Origin of the sequence: Methylobacterium sp. E-045, from assembly GCF_022829685.1 — a bacterium.
GTDB lineage: Bacteria > Pseudomonadota > Alphaproteobacteria > Rhizobiales > Beijerinckiaceae > Methylobacterium.
Genome location: NZ_JAKSYE010000132.1, coordinates 1 through 15,272, shown reverse-complemented (window position 1 = coordinate 15,272; position 15,272 = coordinate 1). Strand labels below are relative to the sequence as shown.

Genomic DNA, 15,272 nt, shown 5'->3' with positions numbered 1-15,272 from the left:
GCGCCTGCTGGACCCCTGATAAGCCCGGCTGCGCCACCCCGACCCGCTTCGCCGGGCTGATCAGGGGCGTCCCGCCATACCCATCCAGGGGGTCAAAGTTCGACGCCGATCCAGGGTCAATGTTCAACGCTGTTTGACAGTGTACTCCGAAACGCTTCAGGATTCGGTCCGACCGCTTGCCGTCGCGCCAAGCGGACATCGACTTTGTTCATTGGGTAGGCGCTAGATCGGCTCCCGACCACGCTGGGTCTGAGCACACCTTTGGATCTTTGGTGTGTCGCACTCTTTTTCGCCGAACCGGCGTCCACCTCGCTTGAAAATGCTCTAGCGGGGCGACCGGCTCACACCGCGCATCGGTCGGTTCGCGGCGTCGTAGCGCCCTCGCATCGGGCCTGTCGTCGAGCCGATGAGCCCCGTGCTGAGGCTTCCTATTCGGCCAACTTGACGAAGTTCGCCACGACTCCCGATACCTCGGCACCTTTTCGAGCCGTTGCCGTAAGGCGAATTCGGTACCGTGCCCCGCCCAGTCCGTCGATCGTGCGCTCGCTCGTCTGTCTTTCGACCATCACTTTATGGGCTTCATCCGGCAGCCACGCCAGAGAGAAGGGAGCCGAGAAATTGCTCAGCAAACGCCCATGATCACTTGGAACTATGTTGAATATCTCCGCTGCGGCACGTGTAAACGAGCGGATTCGTAAATTTCGATCCAGAAATACACTCGCCAGCTCAGTGCTCTCAAACAGAGCCTCCTGATCATCGCTCATCTGATCCATGAGTTCGATCTTCAAGCTCAGTTCTGCATTGACCGTGTGAAGCTCCTCGTTGATTGACTGGACCTCTTCCTTTGAGGCCTCAAGCTCCTCGTTCGCCGATTGTGCTTCTTCGTTGACAGAATGCATTTCTTCGTTCGACGATTTCAGCTCTTCGAGAGAAGTCTCATACTCTTCGACAATCGCTTGCATACGCTCGCGCGCATCAGTCAGTTCACGCTCCAGCCGCGCGATTTCCTCGCTCTGCTCGCCATCCATCTGCGCGCGCCGGAGGGTCGGATCGATGGGCGACGCAGCATCGTCGAAAACAACGAGAAACAGTGGCTCCGCTTCGGCTGCCATCGTCAGCGGCTTGACGATCAGAGATAGCTTTCTGATACGACCATCCGGCAGGGTATATTCAAGATCATCCCGGACGGCCAAGCGGTTACCCTCGATGGCCTCACTGAGGACCATGCGCAGCTCGAGACGCAGTCCGCGACGCGCCATCGCGGCTAGATCCTGCGTCGGCTGGCCTGAGGCGATCTCCAGGTAGTCACCGATCCGAGCAGAGTAATGCACGGCTTCGCCTGAGCGCGTCACAACCGCATGCGGCGGACTGAACGTGATGAGGATCTCTGCCTCTACCACCTGCCGCAGCGTCGCGTGCGTTGTCCCGCTTCGGCGTCGGCCTTCGCCAGCCGCAAGGATACCGGTTCTGTCAGCGTCGAGCATGGACGGCAAACGCACGGGTCGGATCGTGTTCCGGGCCTGAAATATTCGGTGCTTCTTCTCAACAGTGGCGAATAAATTTTCGAAACGCGTCACGTTTTCGGCCATGCCGATGAACAGATGCCCGGATGGGCGCAAGGCATAGTGAAGGATGGGGAGAACCTGCTCCTGTGCGGCGAGGCCCAGGTAGATCAGCAGGTTACGGCAGGAGACGAGGTCAAGGCGCGAGAACGGGGGATCGCGCAGCACGCTGTGGGGCGAGAATGTGCACATGTCTCGCAGCTTCTTGCTGATGACGACACTCTCTGCCTCCGTGACGAAATGGCGAGCGATACGCTCCGGAGAGACGGCATCGAGGTAGGCCCGCGGGTAGCGGCCAAGTCGGGCGACGGTCAGCGAGCGTTCGTCGATATCGGTGGCGAAAATCTGGATACGCGGTGGGTTGGTCAGCGTATCGGCGTGCTCACTCAAGAGTATGGCGATGGAATAGACCTCTTCGCCGGTTGAGCAGGCGGGCACCCAGACCCGTACCGTATCGTTGGGGCCACGTCCCTCGAAGAGCAGAGGGACGACGAGGGCCGCGAGCGCGTCGAAAGCCGCAGCGTCGCGGAAGAACTTGGTCACGCCAATGAGCAGGTCCCGGAAAAGGGCGGCGACCTCCGCAGAGTTCGCGCGCAGCAAGTCGAGGTAGGCCTGTGGCCCGGCCGAGCCGCTGACGTTGATGCGCCGGGACAGGCGGCGGAGAAACGTGCTTGGTTTGTAGCCCGCGAAATCATGCCCGACCTGCCGGCGCAGGATCGTGTAGATCTCTGCGAGCAACTCCTCGGAAACGGTGGCAGCCGCCGGATCGGCATCGTCCAAACCGCTCAGTGACGGCTCCCGGTCACCTGGATAACTTCGAGCAATCCGGGCGCCCATTTCGCTGGCCCGCAATCCGAAATCGATGTAGCCGGTCCGCAGTGCGCTGAGGGGCATGTCCGGCGTTTCGGGGCCGTCTTCGTCCCCGACCTGCGCCAGGGTGAGACCTCCCTGCTCTCGGATCGCTTTGACTCCGATCGCGCCGTCGCCGTCACCGCCCGACAGAATGACACCCACCACCCGGTCGCCCTGGTCGAGCGCGAGCTTGGTAAAAAAGATATCGACCGGTTTCGTCTCGCGGGTTCCAGGAGGGAGTGGCGTCGTGATGAGCCGAGCGTCTCGGATGCCGAGAGTGACGCCGGGGGGCATGACGTAGACGTGGCGAGGTTGAATCGCCACACCGTCGATGATGTTCTCGACCTTCAAAGCTGTGAATCGAGCGAGGACTTCGGTCAGCAGGCTTTCACGCTCGGGGCTGAGGTGCGTCACGACGATCACAGCGGCATCAAGGGTCTGTGGCAACCCGTTGAAGAAGGCTCTCATGGCCTCGATGCCGCCAGCGGATGCACCAATACCGATGATCGGGAACCGATCCTGTGTGGTCATCGCCTATCCTTACCCCTCACCGTGCCACCTCAAGGGACACAAAGGGCTTGGCGGATCAACCCCACGAAACCGAAGGCGTGAATGACGTGCCTATAAACTAAGCCAAGCTATTTCTGCTGTTCGATTTCGCTTTTCACGAAATCAAGGCATCGCTCGCGAGCATCGACATCTTTCAGTTTGACGAAAATGCGCAGCATCTCGGTCGTCTGAGCGAGACTCTTCAACTCGGCAGCGCTCAGTGAGCCAATGGACGGCGATAGGTCCCTATTCGAAAATAAAGTCGTGAGCGGGACGTTGAGCGTTTGGGCGATACGGCCAAGGATCTGAGAGGCGTTGCGATCCATCGGATCTTCATTAAAATCTTGAGCCATCCACGTCTTCCGTTCCACGATGATCAGTGCACAATCATCTGGGCTGCCTTCGGTCCAATCGCTGCAGCGATGCGTCCCCCCACATCATGTAACATACTGCCAAGCAAAGCCTGTGTTCGAACATCATCCTCGTCGACCGCAAGTTCGTAAGCCTGGATCAGGCAGTGGACGAGTTTTTCCGAGGGGGCCTGGCTGATGTGCTGATCACACGGCTCAATCTCCGGCCGGTTTATCATTGCGCGCGTCTGCTCGCGCGATCTCTCCACGATATCGCGCGATGCCAGGATCGTCCGCCGCGCCTCCTCGGCGGCTGCGCGCAACTCCCGAGCCGTCTCGAGGGCGCGATCTCCCGACTTGCCATCACTCATTTTCCGTCCCAACCGAGATCTCAGCGAACCTTCCCGTGGCTAGAGCTGCGTTCGATCGCGTCGGGCGCGGCTCTAGTCCTTTGTGTTGCCGCGCTCTTATTCGCCGAGCCGGCATCCACTTCGGCGGAGAGCGCTCGAGGAAGCGACCTACACACTTACGTAGACTGCGCTGAGAAAAAGCATGACGCAAACGAATTCTCGTGGCGTGCTCTCATTCGGTCGGCGAGGCGGGACGCTCGCGCACGGACACTGACGGAGGGGTCAGGGGTTCGGTTGACGGCATCGTCGATGGCGGCTGCGGGCTTTGTCCGGACGAGAGGACAGGCGCTGTGGTCGTGCTCGGTAAATGGCGTTTGATGGCTGCCCGCAGATCGACGATGTCCGCGCAGGTGCCCCGCTGAAGCGGGGGGCGCGTGAGCGCGGAGAAGACGCCCTCGACGGCATGGAGCGAGGAAGACGACGGAGCGCTCGCCCGCACCTTCGACGGGATCGCGGCGGCGTCCCGGGCTCGCCGGTTTGCCCGCCGGGAGAGCCGGGCATGGACGCCGGACCGGGGGTCGTCGAGGGTGTTGCACATCCGGGCAACCGGCCAGATCGAGCGATGCTTGACCACGAAGGCGTCGCCACCTCCGGCGGCCCCCTGACATCAAAGTGCCTCGGTCGTGCTCGCAGCTACCGATCGGCGGGCCGTGCCGGCGTCCGATCTCCCTCTTTCATCTCTTACGTAGAAACACACCGTCATATGATGCGTCCACGGACGACCGGACCTCTCTCCGACCCATCGGCTCTGACAGGGGCACCCTCGGTACCAGATGCCGCGATCTCCATCGGCGAGTCGCTCTTGGCTCTCGTCATGGTTGTCGAGGGGAAGCCCTCGGCCGGGCCTGCCGTGAAGGCGTACCAGACGGCAATCCGCCGGAAAGGCGAGGAAGCGTCCGCCGCGGGCGGTAGCGAGGCCATGCAGGATGCGCTTCGCGTCGTCATCGATGCAGATCCCGACCGTGCACAGCAGCGCGAGCGCATCATCAGGAAGGCATGGGCCGATCTCGCCGACTGGCAGGCATGACCCCGCACACGAAAACGGCAGGGCTTTCGCCCCGCCGCATGCCTTCGGAATCGCTCGGAAGTTCAGTTGGGAAGCGGCGTGCCGCGTGCTCCGAAGCGACGAGCCGTCGAAGCGGGCGCATAGACGCTGTTCGTGTCCAACTCTTTCAGGTGCACCGAAGCCTGGCCGTCGCGGTCGACAACGACCGAGCCCGTGGTCAGGTCGTCAAAGGCGTTCGGAGCGGCTTTGGCGGCCTGGGCAGCCCTGAGCTTGTAGGAATGGCCCCAGCCTTCGTTCTGCTGGGCAACAGCGAGCGAAGCAAAGGTGCCGAAGCTCAGGACAGTAGCGGCAACGGCAGAAACAAAACGAATGTTCATAGGGTAATCCCGTCAGTCTTGCGCGGTCTCCGTCAAATGGCGGTGGGCCGTGAGTTCTTGTCTGATGCTGATGTAGGGTGCGGGTGCCTGGATCATCGTGCGGTTCGGCACCCGAAGCTCGTCGCCGGCGGGCGAATCCGACTCAATCGCAGACGGGTCCGGGCCAGACGTCTCCCTATTCGATCAGGATGCCTCCAAGGGGCCTCAAACAGAAACGGCGAGGTTTTCACCTCGCCGTTCCATCAGCCGTCCGTCCGCCGTCAGAGGCCCATGACAACCCTGGCGGAGCCGACGGCCGTCGCAAGAAGGCCGAAGGCGAACACCCCGATCATCGCGTAGCTGAAACCCTTCATCGGCATGATCGAATCCCTGTCGACCAATCAGCAGCGGTTCCCGCCGGAGGTCTGGCCGTACTGCTGAACGGGGAAGTTCTGCTGGTTCGCGTTGCCCTCGGCGGCCGAACTCATCGGGCAGTTGGCCGGGTTGCGCGAGAAGGCGCTGTCGCGCGCGCCGAGCGAGCCAGTGGCATCGACCTCATACGAGTTGAACGAGGTGTAGCGGGACGGACGCTCGAAAGCCATCGCGGACGAGATCGGAGCAACGCCAAGAACAAGAGCGACGGCGATGGCGGCGATACGGGTCTTCATGTGGATGACTTAGCTCCTTTGCGCTACAGTCCTGGGATCAGGTCTGTTTGTTGCTGTCTGAGACTAAGATAGTGTGCCGATCTAATTCTTGACGTGCCGACGCACACCCGATGGCGCGGATTAACGCGACTGGAGCGAAGTCCGTGACCCCACGCGAACACGCCGCCTCCCTCGACGGGACTCTCGACGCCCAAGAAATGGAGATGATCACCGCCATCTCCCTCCAGGCGGTCCATCCGGTCGGCATCGAAAACGAGCCGCGGTTCCGGATCGGTGGTCCGATCCTCCGGACAGCGCCTCGTGTACGCAGCTACTCGGAGGCAGGTAGTGGTCGATCATTGCGTTGTAAATTAGCATCAGCGTAGCGAAGCATCTCTTTGCGCTGCTCTTCTCGTTGAGCGAGTTCCTGCCCCACCTGCCACAGGAGAGCACGCGTCATGGCAAGCATTGCGGGCGTGCCAACGTCGGCCACCGCCTCGTGAGCCTTGAGGCAAGCCTCGGCCATGGCATTGAAACGCTCGTCGTCTTCCATTCCTGCCCGGTCCCTTCTGTCCAAAGCCAGCTGGATACTCGCAGAATAACTTAAGTAATCAATACGGATCAAACGCGAGTTATCGCTTCTGGTTGCAGTTTGATCGGTCCCCCGAAGGGTGCGATAACCCGGTTGCGCACAATCGGAGTTACCCATGTGTAAGCGGGATGCCGCTGAGTACGAGCTAAATGTCGTGGAGTCGCTGTTGAACCGGATCGCTGCGGCACTTGATTGCCCGGTTGAAGCGTTCTCGGATCTGTCCGCGCTTGATCGAAACCAGACGGTCGAGCTTTTGCGGCTTTGGGCCTTGCTCAGGGACGAGGAGGACCGATTGAAGGTGCTGAGCTTTCTCCGCGGCGTCGCTCCCGGAGGCGGTCGTCCAGAGATGACCTGACCCTTCGACAGGTTCGACAAGGGCTTGGCGGTGCTTCGACGGCGACCGCTGCCCCCGCTCAAGGATTTTCACCCCGTAGGATTCGTCGGCAGCGCCTCTGAGCAATTCAGCACGGCCCGGCAATGCGGCCCCGGCAAGGGTATCATTCCATCGGATCGAACGACGCCAACCCCTCGATCAGCGTAGTATCCGGCTTCCTTGATCGAACATGGCCCATCGCCACCGCACCGCTCTCGAAGCGGGCGGACCGGCCGGACAGGGCGACGGCGCCGTGGATCGAGCCAGATTTGTTCGAGACCGGGGATCACCTCGCTCACCCACCTGCCGACCACGTCCTGGGGGCTCGTCCGTTGGGTCGAGCTTCTTCGACCCCGACGCCCCAGCCGGCGGAATGACGCCTATGCCGGAATATTTTCCTACTTGAATCCGTCGTTTGTTATCGCTGAGACGCACCGGAAGCAAAAGTCGGCCTTTTGCCCGGACGCGGACATTCGCCCCCGGTCAAGCGGACACATGGTGTGCGGGTCCGCGGTAGGGTCTTGTGCGTAGATCCGCGACGGTGAGGGAGTGCACATGGCCCATGTCCTGGTTCTGGGCGCCAGCAAGGGCGTCGGCCTGGAGACCGCCAAGGCGGCCCTGGCGGCGGGGCATCGGGTTCGCGCCTTCGCGCGCTCGGCCTCCGGCATTGACCTGTCGGGGGACGAGCTCGAGCGGTTCACGGGCGACGCTCTGGACGCGGGCGACATCACCCGCGCCCTCGACGGGATCGACGTCGTGGTGCAGGCGCTCGGCGTCCCGGTGAGGGACCTGCTCGGGCCCGTGCGCCTGTTCTCGGACGCCACCAACCTGCTCGTGCCCGCCATGGAGCGGGCCGGGGTGAACCGGCTCATCGCGGTGACCGGCTTCGGTGCGGGGGACAGCCGCGACGCGATCGGCCTCCTTCAGCGGCTGCCGTTCCGCCTGATGCTCGGGCGCGCCTACGACGACAAGGATGCCCAGGAGATGCGTATCCGGCGCAGCGGCCTCACCTGGACGCTGGTGCGGCCCGGCATCCTGACGAGCGGCGCCCCCACGGGCCGCTACCGGGCGCTGACCGAGCCGTCGACATGGCGCGACGGCCGGATCGCCAGGGCAGACGTGGCGGGATACATCGTTGGGCAGATCGCAGAGCCCTCCCACGCAGGCAGGGCCGTCGTCCTCGTCCGGTGACGGAGGACGCCCCACGTCAAGACGGCCCTCGCCCCCCGCACCTCATCGAGATCGCGACCGATGCCGAACTTGATCGAATCCAGCCTACGTGCCGCTGCCGAAGGCCTCGTCGCGCTGGTGGCGGCCTGCAACCGGCTGCGCCTGCCAGGAACCGAGCACCCCTTCGTGGTCGGCGTCCACGCGCCGATGCGCGAGGAACTGACGCTGCGGGACCTGCCCGTGACCGGGACGATCCCGGCGGGGCTCGACGGCCGCTACCTCAAGATGGGGGCCAATCCCGCCCGTCCGACGACGCGCGGGCACGACTGGTTCCTGGGCGACGGCATGGTGCACGGTCTCCGCATCGCGGACGGAGAGGCCCTGTGGTACCGCAACCGCTGGATCGGCTCGCGTGCGGCCTCCGCGGCACTCGGCCGGGCCGCCGCCCCGGGACCGCGCCGGGGCGACGACACCGTGAACACCAACGTCGTCGAGATCGGCGGGGGCACCTTCGCCGTGGTCGAGGCCGGCAGCTATCCCGTCGCCCTGTCCGAGGACCTCGAGACGCAACGCTACGATCCGTTCGGCAGCACGCTCGCCGGCTCCTTCAGCGGGCACCCGCACCGCGATCCGGAGACCGGGGAGACACATGCCATCGCCTATGACGGCCGCGTCTGGGACAGCGTGCGCCACGTCGTCGTCTCATCCGCGGGCCGGGTCGTGCGCGACGTGTCGATCTCGGTCGAGCACGGCCCCTGCATCCACGACTGCGCGATCACGGCACGCTTCGTCGTCGTGCTGGACCTGCCCGTCACCTTCTCGATGCGGGCGGTGCTGGCCGGCCACCGCTTCCCGTTCCGCTGGAACCCGGCCCACGGCGCCCGCATCGGCCTGCTGCCCCGGCACGGCACGGCCGCCGATATCGTGTGGTGCGCGGTCGAGCCGTGCTTCGTCTTCCACGTGGCCAATGCCTACGACGACGCGGACGGGCGGGTGGTGCTCGACGTCGTCGCCTATGAGCGCGTGTTCGCCTCGGCCGGCGGCGGTCTCGACACGCCGGGCCGGCTGGAGCGCTGGATCGCCGATCCCGCGACGAAGCGGGTCGACCGGCGGGTGATCGACCCCGCTGCGCAGGAATTCCCCCGGATCGACGAGCGCCGCTTCGGGCGGCCCCACCGCTACGTCTACGCCGGCTCCGTCCCGGCCAACGGCAACACCCAGCTCGTCGGCGCGACGCAGATCTACAAGCACGACCTGGCGACGGGGGAGCGGCACGTGCACGAGTTCGGCGCCGACCGTGTCCCGGGGGAGTTCGTGTTCGTTCCGGAGGGGCCGGAGGCCGGCGAGGACGAGGGGTGGCTCGTCGGGCTCGTCGTCGACACGGCGGGCGACACGACGGACTTCACGATCCTCGACGCACGCGCGGTCGAGGCGCCGCCCGTCGCCACGGTCCGTCTCGGGCACCGGATCCCGCCGGGCTTCCACGGGAACTGGTTTCCGAACCAAAGGGACCGGTGACGATCCTCGGGTGAGGCGGATGCCGGTCGCGCGTTCAGGTGCCGCAGAACGTGCGGTAGCCCGCACCGCCGCCCTCGGGCGCCTCGGCATAGCGGGCGTGGGCGGGCTGGTCGTCGTAGGGCCGCGACAGCACTGTCGACAGCTCGTCGAACGGGCCGAAGTCGCCCCGCTCGACCGCCGCGGCGATCATCGCCTCGACGTGGTGGTTGCGCGGGATGAAGGCCGGGTTGACGGCGCGCATCGCTGCCGCCGTCGCCGCGGAGTTCCGTCCCTCTTCATCCAACAGCTTCCGCCAGCCTACAGCCCACGCGTCGTACGCGGTGGGGTCGACGAACAGGTCGCGCACCCCGGCATCCGCCTCCGGCCGCTCGGCCGCGTCGCAGAGGCGGCGGAAGGTCAGGGTGAAGTCCGCCCGGTTCCGCGCCATCCGCGCCAATAGGTCGTCCGCGAGCGCGGCGCTGCCGTCCCGGTCTCCGGACAGCCCGAGCTTCTGCGCGAGACCGCCGCGATAGGCCGCCTCGAAGCGCGGGCCGAATCCGGCGAGCGCCGCCTCGGCCGCTTCGACCGCCGCCGCCTCGTCCTCGGCCAGCAGCGGCAGCAAGGTCTCGGCAAGACGGGTGAGGTTCCACAGGGCGATCCCCGGCTGCTGTCCGTAGGCGTAGCGCCCATGCGCGTCGATCGAGCTGAAGCTCGTGCGCGGATCGTAGGCATCGAGGAAGGCGCAGGGGCCGTAGTCGATCGTCTCGCCGGCCACCGACATGTTGTCGGTGTTCATCACCCCGTGGACGAAGCCGACCAGGAGCCAGGCCGCCACGAGGTCGGCTTGGCGGGCGACGACGCCGTCGAGCAGCGCCCGGTAGGGGTGCCCTGTCGAGGATGCCTCGGGATAGTGCCGGGCAAGGGCGTGATCGGCGAGCGCCCGCACCGCCCCGGTGTCGCCCCTGGCGGCAAAGTACTGGAAGGTGCCGACCCGGATGTGGCTGGCCGCCACGCGGGCGAGCACGCCACCGGGCAGCCGGGTCTCGCGCAGGACGTGATCGCCCGTGGCGACCGCCGCCAGCGCCCGGGTGGTGGGGATGCCCAGCGCAGCCATGGCCTCGCTGACAAGATACTCGCGCAGCACCGGCCCGAGCGCCGCCCGGCCGTCGCCACGGCGGGAGAACGGGGTCGGGCCCGCGCCCTTGAGCTGAATGTCGCGGCGCTGCCCGTCACGGTCGACGACCTCGCCGAGCAGGACGGCGCGCCCGTCGCCGAGCTGCGGCACGAAGTTGCCGAACTGGTGCCCGGCGTAGGCCGTCGCGATCGGATCGGCGCCCTCCGGGACGCTGTTCCCCGCGAGCATTCCCACCCCGGCGGGGCCGGCGAGCCAATCCGGGTCCATGCCGAGGTTCGCCGCCAGGCCGCGGTTCATGCGGATCAGGCGCGGGGCTGCGACGGGTGTCGGGGCCCGACGGACGAAGAACCGATCGGGCAAGCGGGCGTAGCTGTTGTCGAATGGGATCGCAGTCATGGTCAGGAGCTATGGGTGATCGCGCCGGCGGACAAGCACATTCCCGCGACCCGCGGGCCATACTGCGCGTCTTGGTGCCACCGTGTCGACCTCCCGGCCGATGCCATCGTGGTCTAGCCGTGAGCTTGCCGGACGTCCGTCCGGTCGGAACCGAGAACGCTGGCGTTGCGAGGCTTCAGCGATCCCGGAGGGACCGCATGAACGTCCATCAGAAGGCGCGATTGACGCCGTCGGGTCGAGAACGACGGGTTCGGCTGGCCCGGAGCGGGCTCACTCTGACGTCAGTGGCCGAGACGATGAGCGTGTCTGCCAAGGCAACAGATCGGCGGCATGCAGCTACCCCGGAAGCTTGGCGATGACCTCATCGAAGCCATCGCCCGTGAGCGCCCCTTCGTAACGGGCGTCGTTCACAAACAGGGTCGGGGTGGCATGGACGCCGAGCCCCTCCGTCGCGCGGGCCTGCACGCGGTTCACATGGTCGTAGAGCGCCTGATCGGCGAGGACGGCGTCGAACTTCGCCCGGTCGAACCCGGCCTGACGCAACAGGTCGCGCATCGCATCGAGGGGCTTCGGCACGAAGGCCCACGTGGCCTGCTTCTCGAACAACAGGTCGGTGATCGCGTAGTAGTGCCGTCCGCCATCGGACCGGGCGAGCATGAAGGCGGCCGTGTCGAGCGGGTTCAGGGGGAACCCACGCAGGGCGAAGCGGACCCGCCCGGTGTCGATCCAGCGCGTCCTGATGGCCGGCAAGGTCCTCTCGTGGAACGCGGCGCAATGCGAGCATGTCACCGCGGCGTACTCGATCAGCCTCACCTTGGCGTCGGACGCGCCGATCCAGATGTCTCCGAGGGGCCCCGCCATCGACGGATCGCCGACGGCGGTTGCCAGAGCGTCCGAAGGCAAGGTCGCCATTGCCCAGGCAGCACCGAAGAGGATCGGGCCGGTGAGGAGATTCCGACGGGTGCTCCGTCCCGCCGCCGTTCCTTCCGTGGATCTCATGCGATGTCGCCTCGGTCGCCCGCCACCCGGTCGGATCGGGCGTATGGGATCGTCGGGAACGGGTTCGTCTCCGGTACCGTGGGTCGCCTCCGCCTTCGCCGAAGCGACCCTTGGCATCGTCGGCGAGATCGCCGCGATCAAAAGGGGTAGCTGAAAAAATCAGTTCGGCCAGCAACGACGTCCGTAGGGTCCAATGTGGAACCCGGCCGGGCACGAGCGGCCGCGGATGTAGCCACCCCATTGGCCGCCGGTCCGGCAGCCGCCGTAGGGGCCGCGGTGGGCGTAGGGGCCGCAGCCGCCGTAGACCTGGATGATCTCGGCACCGTCCAGGCCCGTGGACACGGCCGGCTGGATCAGCGGAGACGCCGCGGCCGGTACTGCCAGTCCGGCCAGGACGGCGATCGGGGCGAGGATCTTCAGCATCGTCGAATCCTTCTCTGCTCTCGTATGAGCCGCGATGCCGGAGATGGCCTCGCGACCGATGAGGGCAGGATCGTCCCCGCTCGCCTCCCGGATGTGACGGACGGATGCGTCGACGTAACGTTTTGTAACGGGGCGCCTCGCGCGTCGTCCCGTCGTCAGGCGATGGCCGGCAGGGTCGCCACGAGACGTGCACCGCCGAGGGGGGACGCCTCGGCCACCACGGTGCCGCCGTGCGCCTCCGCAATCTGGCGGGCGATGGCGAGCCCCAGGCCGGTACCGCCGGTCTGGCGGCTACGGGAGCGCTCGATCCGGTAGAACGGGCTGAACACGGTCGTCCGCTCCGATTCCGGGATGCCCGGCCCGTCGTCCTCCACGGTGATCCGGCAGGACGCGCCGCTCCGGCTCACCGAGACGGCGACGGTCGAGCGGCCGAACTTGACGGCATTCCCGATCAGGTTGGCGACGACGCGACGCAAGGCGACCGCATCCCCGGCGGCGACGGCATCCTGCACGTCCTCGCCGGTGAGGCGGACGTCGATGCCCTGCGCGGCCTGCTCGGCCACTTCGACCGCGACGAGGTCGGCGAGGTCCACCGGCGTCCGGCTCACCTCGACCGCGGTGCCCCGGGCGAAGCCGAGGGAGGTGTCGATCAGTGCGGTCATGGCGTCGAGATCCTCCACCAGGCGGTCGCGACGCTCCGGCTCCGACACGCCTTCGGCCCGCAGGCGCAGGCGCGTCAGGTAGGTCTTGAGGTCGTGCGAGATCGCGCCGATCAGGAGCGAGCGTTCGCCGAGGAGGCCGGTGATGCGGTCTTGCATGTCGCGGACCGCCTGGGCGAGGCGCCGGATCTCCGGGGCGCCCCGCGGGGTGGCGACCGGCTCGGGCACGCGGCCGTCGAACCGGGTCACCGCCTCGGTCAGTCGTCGCAGCGGGGCGAGCTCGTGGCGTGTACCCACAAGGACGAGGGCGGCGACCACGGCGCCAAGGACGGTCACCCAGAGGCTCAGGGGCCGGCCGAGCAGCCACGGCATGAGCGAGCGATGCCTTTCCACGGCCGAGATGACGAGGGTCCGGCCGTCCGGCAGCCGATACGTCGCCGTGGCGAGCTTGCCGACGGGACGGTTCCGATCCCTGTCGTTGACGTCCTCGGGGTCGACGCCCCGGTGCAGCATGGCCGTGTCGGTGTAGGCCCGCAGCGGTCCGTCCGGATCGCCGGTCATCCGCCGCAGGCGCCGTTCGAGGCGCGGTTCGCGGATCAGTCCGGAGTCGTCCGGGGCCGTTTCCATGATCTCAGCCCTGAGGGCCTCGCCGCTGACGGCCCTCAGGATGGCCGGTCTCAGGGCCGGATCGGCATCCCTCAGCAGGGCGACGATGTTCGCGGCCTGGTCGACACGCGGAAAGCGCGTCGCGTAGGGCGAGGGCTCCTGCCGCCGCTGCCATGTGTCGAGGGCGACGGTGGCGAGCACGAGCAACGAAAGTGCCCCGAGCAGGAGCAGCATGATCCGCCCGAGCAGGCCGACCCGGGCCATCACGAGGCCGGCTTCACCGGCGCGGCGAGGATGTAGCCCGCGTTGCGCACGGTCTTGAGCAGGGCGGCCGCGGCGCTGCCCCCGGCGTCGAGCTTGTGCCGCAGCCGGCTCACCTGCACGTCGATGGTGCGGTCGAAAGCGTCGGCCGAGCGGCCCCGCGTCCAATCGAGGAGCTGATCCCGGGAGAGCACCCGCTGCGGCCGGGTGACGAAGCAATGCAGCAGGTCGTACTCGGCACTGGTCAGGGCGATCTCGGCCGCCGGTTCGCCGGTCGTCACCCGGCGCGCGGCGAGGTCGACGACGAGGTCCGCCACGGTCAGGGTCTCGGGATCGGCGGCGTCCGCGCGGGCGCCATTCCCATGGGTCCGCCGCAGGACGGCGCGGATCCGGGCGAGCAGGACCCGCGGGTTGAACGGCTTCGAGACGTAGTCGTCGGCTCCCATCTCGAGGCCGAGCACCCGGTCGATGTCCTCGTCCTTGGCGGTGAGCATGACGACGGGAGGGCCGCCCGCCTCACGCAGCCGCCGGCAGATGGAGAGCCCGTCCTCGCCCGGGAGCATCCAGTCGAGCACGATCAGGTCCGGAGGTGGCGCGCGCGCAAGGTGCTGGTCGAGGCCTGCACCACCGTCGAAGCCGATCACGCGAAACCCCTCGCCCTCGAGATAGCCGGCGAGTTGGGTGCGGATGTCGCCGTCATCCTCGACGACGACGATGGTCGGGCCTTCGCTCATGCCCCGAACATACGAGGGCCGGCCGCCGCGACAACGGGGGAAAGTCCATTGTCACAAAACGTTACATTGCCCTCCCGGCCGGTCGCATCGCTTAGGCTCGCAAGGGACAGGGTCCGCCATGCACGGTGCCGTCGCACCCACGCCGCACGCCCACGATGTCCGACAAGCGATACATGACATCGTGATGGCGTTTCGACTGTCCGTCGTCGTGTCCCGAGCCGTATTCGTCAGCAGGGTGTTCTCACCCAGGACCGTACATCGAGGTCAGGCCTCTAGTGCAGTGACGCGGACCGATGATTCACGCGGGTCGTGAGGCGTGCGAGTCTGGGCGATGGCTCAGACTGTCTGTGTACTCCTCGATGACGCCACGATGTCCCAGTTGGCCGGGATCGCGGGTGACCGCTCCCGTCCCCTCAAGCACATTCTGCGCGCCCGGATCGTCCTGCTTTCAGGCAAGCGCCTGACCGTGCAAGAGGTGGCTCGGCAAGCCGGCGTCAGTCGGCCCGCGGTCTGACGCTGGCAGCAGCGCTTTGCCGAGGATGGCGTCGAGGGTCTGCTACGCGACAAGACCCGCCCTCCCGGCACCCCGCCGCATTCCACGCGGACGGTGGCGGAGGTGCTCGCACTGACCTGTTCGGAGCCGCCGGACGAGGTCACCCACTGGACCGGGCGCGCCCTGGCCAAGCGCGTCGGGA

General features: G+C 66.5%; 15 protein-coding genes and 1 pseudogene. 5 read left to right on the top strand and 11 right to left on the bottom strand.

Annotated elements, in window-relative coordinates; genetic code table 11:
- Positions 1-428: 428 nt before the first annotated feature.
- From MKK51_RS25615 to MKK51_RS25605, 3 genes are all read right to left on the bottom strand, one after another.
- Complete coding sequence (locus MKK51_RS25615; protein ID WP_243982398.1) at positions 429-2,945, bottom strand: CheR family methyltransferase; 2,517 nt, start codon at positions 2,943-2,945, stop codon at positions 429-431.
- 107 nt (positions 2,946-3,052) lie between these two features.
- Complete coding sequence (locus MKK51_RS25610; protein WP_243982397.1) at positions 3,053-3,316, bottom strand: hypothetical protein; 264 nt, start codon at positions 3,314-3,316, stop codon at positions 3,053-3,055.
- A 23-nt stretch (positions 3,317-3,339) separates the two neighbouring features.
- Positions 3,340-3,684 carry a hypothetical protein gene (locus tag MKK51_RS25605; RefSeq protein WP_243982395.1) on the bottom strand — a complete coding sequence of 115 codons (345 nt, stop codon included), beginning with the start codon at positions 3,682-3,684 and terminating at the stop codon, positions 3,340-3,342.
- Between the two features lie 841 nt (positions 3,685-4,525).
- Between MKK51_RS25605 and MKK51_RS25595 the strand changes: the two genes are divergently transcribed.
- Entirely contained in the window at positions 4,526-4,750 is a 225-nt protein-coding gene (locus MKK51_RS25595) for a hypothetical protein (protein ID WP_243982393.1), read from the top strand.
- A gap of 62 nt (positions 4,751-4,812) precedes the next feature.
- Here MKK51_RS25595 and MKK51_RS25590 read toward each other — a convergent pair whose 3' ends face one another.
- The 3 genes from MKK51_RS25590 to MKK51_RS25580 form a co-directional block, all read right to left on the bottom strand.
- Positions 4,813-5,106 (bottom strand): hypothetical protein, encoded by a 294-nt coding sequence (locus tag MKK51_RS25590; RefSeq protein ID WP_243982391.1) that lies wholly within the window; start codon positions 5,104-5,106, stop codon positions 4,813-4,815.
- Between the two features lie 380 nt (positions 5,107-5,486).
- Positions 5,487-5,753 (bottom strand): hypothetical protein, encoded by a 267-nt coding sequence (locus MKK51_RS25585; RefSeq protein WP_243982389.1) that lies wholly within the window; start codon positions 5,751-5,753, stop codon positions 5,487-5,489.
- 310 nt (positions 5,754-6,063) lie between these two features.
- Positions 6,064-6,285 carry a hypothetical protein gene (locus MKK51_RS25580; RefSeq protein WP_243982387.1) on the bottom strand — a complete coding sequence of 74 codons (222 nt, stop codon included), beginning with the start codon at positions 6,283-6,285 and terminating at the stop codon, positions 6,064-6,066.
- A 193-nt stretch (positions 6,286-6,478) separates the two neighbouring features.
- On the opposite strand from MKK51_RS25580, the gene MKK51_RS25575 reads away from it, so the two are divergent.
- The 3 genes from MKK51_RS25575 (at position 6,479) to MKK51_RS25565 (ending at position 9,385) form a co-directional block, all read left to right on the top strand.
- Positions 6,479-6,679 carry a DUF1904 domain-containing protein gene (locus MKK51_RS25575; protein ID WP_243982386.1) on the top strand — a complete coding sequence of 67 codons (201 nt, stop codon included), beginning with the start codon at positions 6,479-6,481 and terminating at the stop codon, positions 6,677-6,679.
- 573 nt (positions 6,680-7,252) lie between these two features.
- Positions 7,253-7,888 (top strand): NAD(P)-dependent oxidoreductase, encoded by a 636-nt coding sequence (locus tag MKK51_RS25570; RefSeq protein ID WP_243982384.1) that lies wholly within the window; start codon positions 7,253-7,255, stop codon positions 7,886-7,888.
- A gap of 60 nt (positions 7,889-7,948) precedes the next feature.
- A complete protein-coding gene (locus tag MKK51_RS25565) occupies positions 7,949-9,385 on the top strand; it encodes a carotenoid oxygenase family protein (protein ID WP_243982381.1) in 1,437 nt (478 codons plus the stop codon).
- A gap of 34 nt (positions 9,386-9,419) precedes the next feature.
- Here the strand turns inward: MKK51_RS25565 and MKK51_RS25560 are convergent, their stop codons facing one another.
- The 5 genes from MKK51_RS25560 to MKK51_RS25535 all read right to left on the bottom strand — a co-directional run bounded on the left by MKK51_RS25560 (position 9,420) and on the right by MKK51_RS25535 (position 14,577).
- Positions 9,420-10,895, bottom strand: coding sequence for a protein adenylyltransferase SelO (locus MKK51_RS25560; protein ID WP_243982379.1), 1,476 nt, complete (start codon positions 10,893-10,895; stop codon positions 9,420-9,422).
- 336 nt (positions 10,896-11,231) lie between these two features.
- A complete protein-coding gene (locus MKK51_RS25550; RefSeq protein WP_243982377.1) occupies positions 11,232-11,894 on the bottom strand; it encodes a thioredoxin domain-containing protein in 663 nt (220 codons plus the stop codon).
- Positions 11,895-12,053: 159 nt separating this feature from the next.
- Positions 12,054-12,317, bottom strand: a complete 264-nt coding sequence (locus MKK51_RS25545) for a GCG_CRPN prefix-to-repeats domain-containing protein (RefSeq protein WP_243982370.1) — start codon at positions 12,315-12,317, stop codon at positions 12,054-12,056.
- 155 nt (positions 12,318-12,472) lie between these two features.
- Positions 12,473-13,846 (bottom strand): ATP-binding protein, encoded by a 1,374-nt coding sequence (locus MKK51_RS25540; RefSeq protein WP_243982368.1) that lies wholly within the window; start codon positions 13,844-13,846, stop codon positions 12,473-12,475.
- Positions 13,846-14,577: a response regulator gene (locus MKK51_RS25535; RefSeq protein WP_243982366.1), complete on the bottom strand. Its 732-nt coding sequence runs from the start codon at positions 14,575-14,577 to the stop codon at positions 13,846-13,848. The genes MKK51_RS25540 and MKK51_RS25535 overlap by 1 nt, the downstream gene beginning before the upstream one ends.
- Positions 14,578-14,908: 331 nt before the next feature.
- Here MKK51_RS25535 and MKK51_RS25530 point away from each other — a divergent pair.
- Positions 14,909-15,272, top strand: a pseudogene (locus MKK51_RS25530) (helix-turn-helix domain-containing protein); the annotation flags it as partial.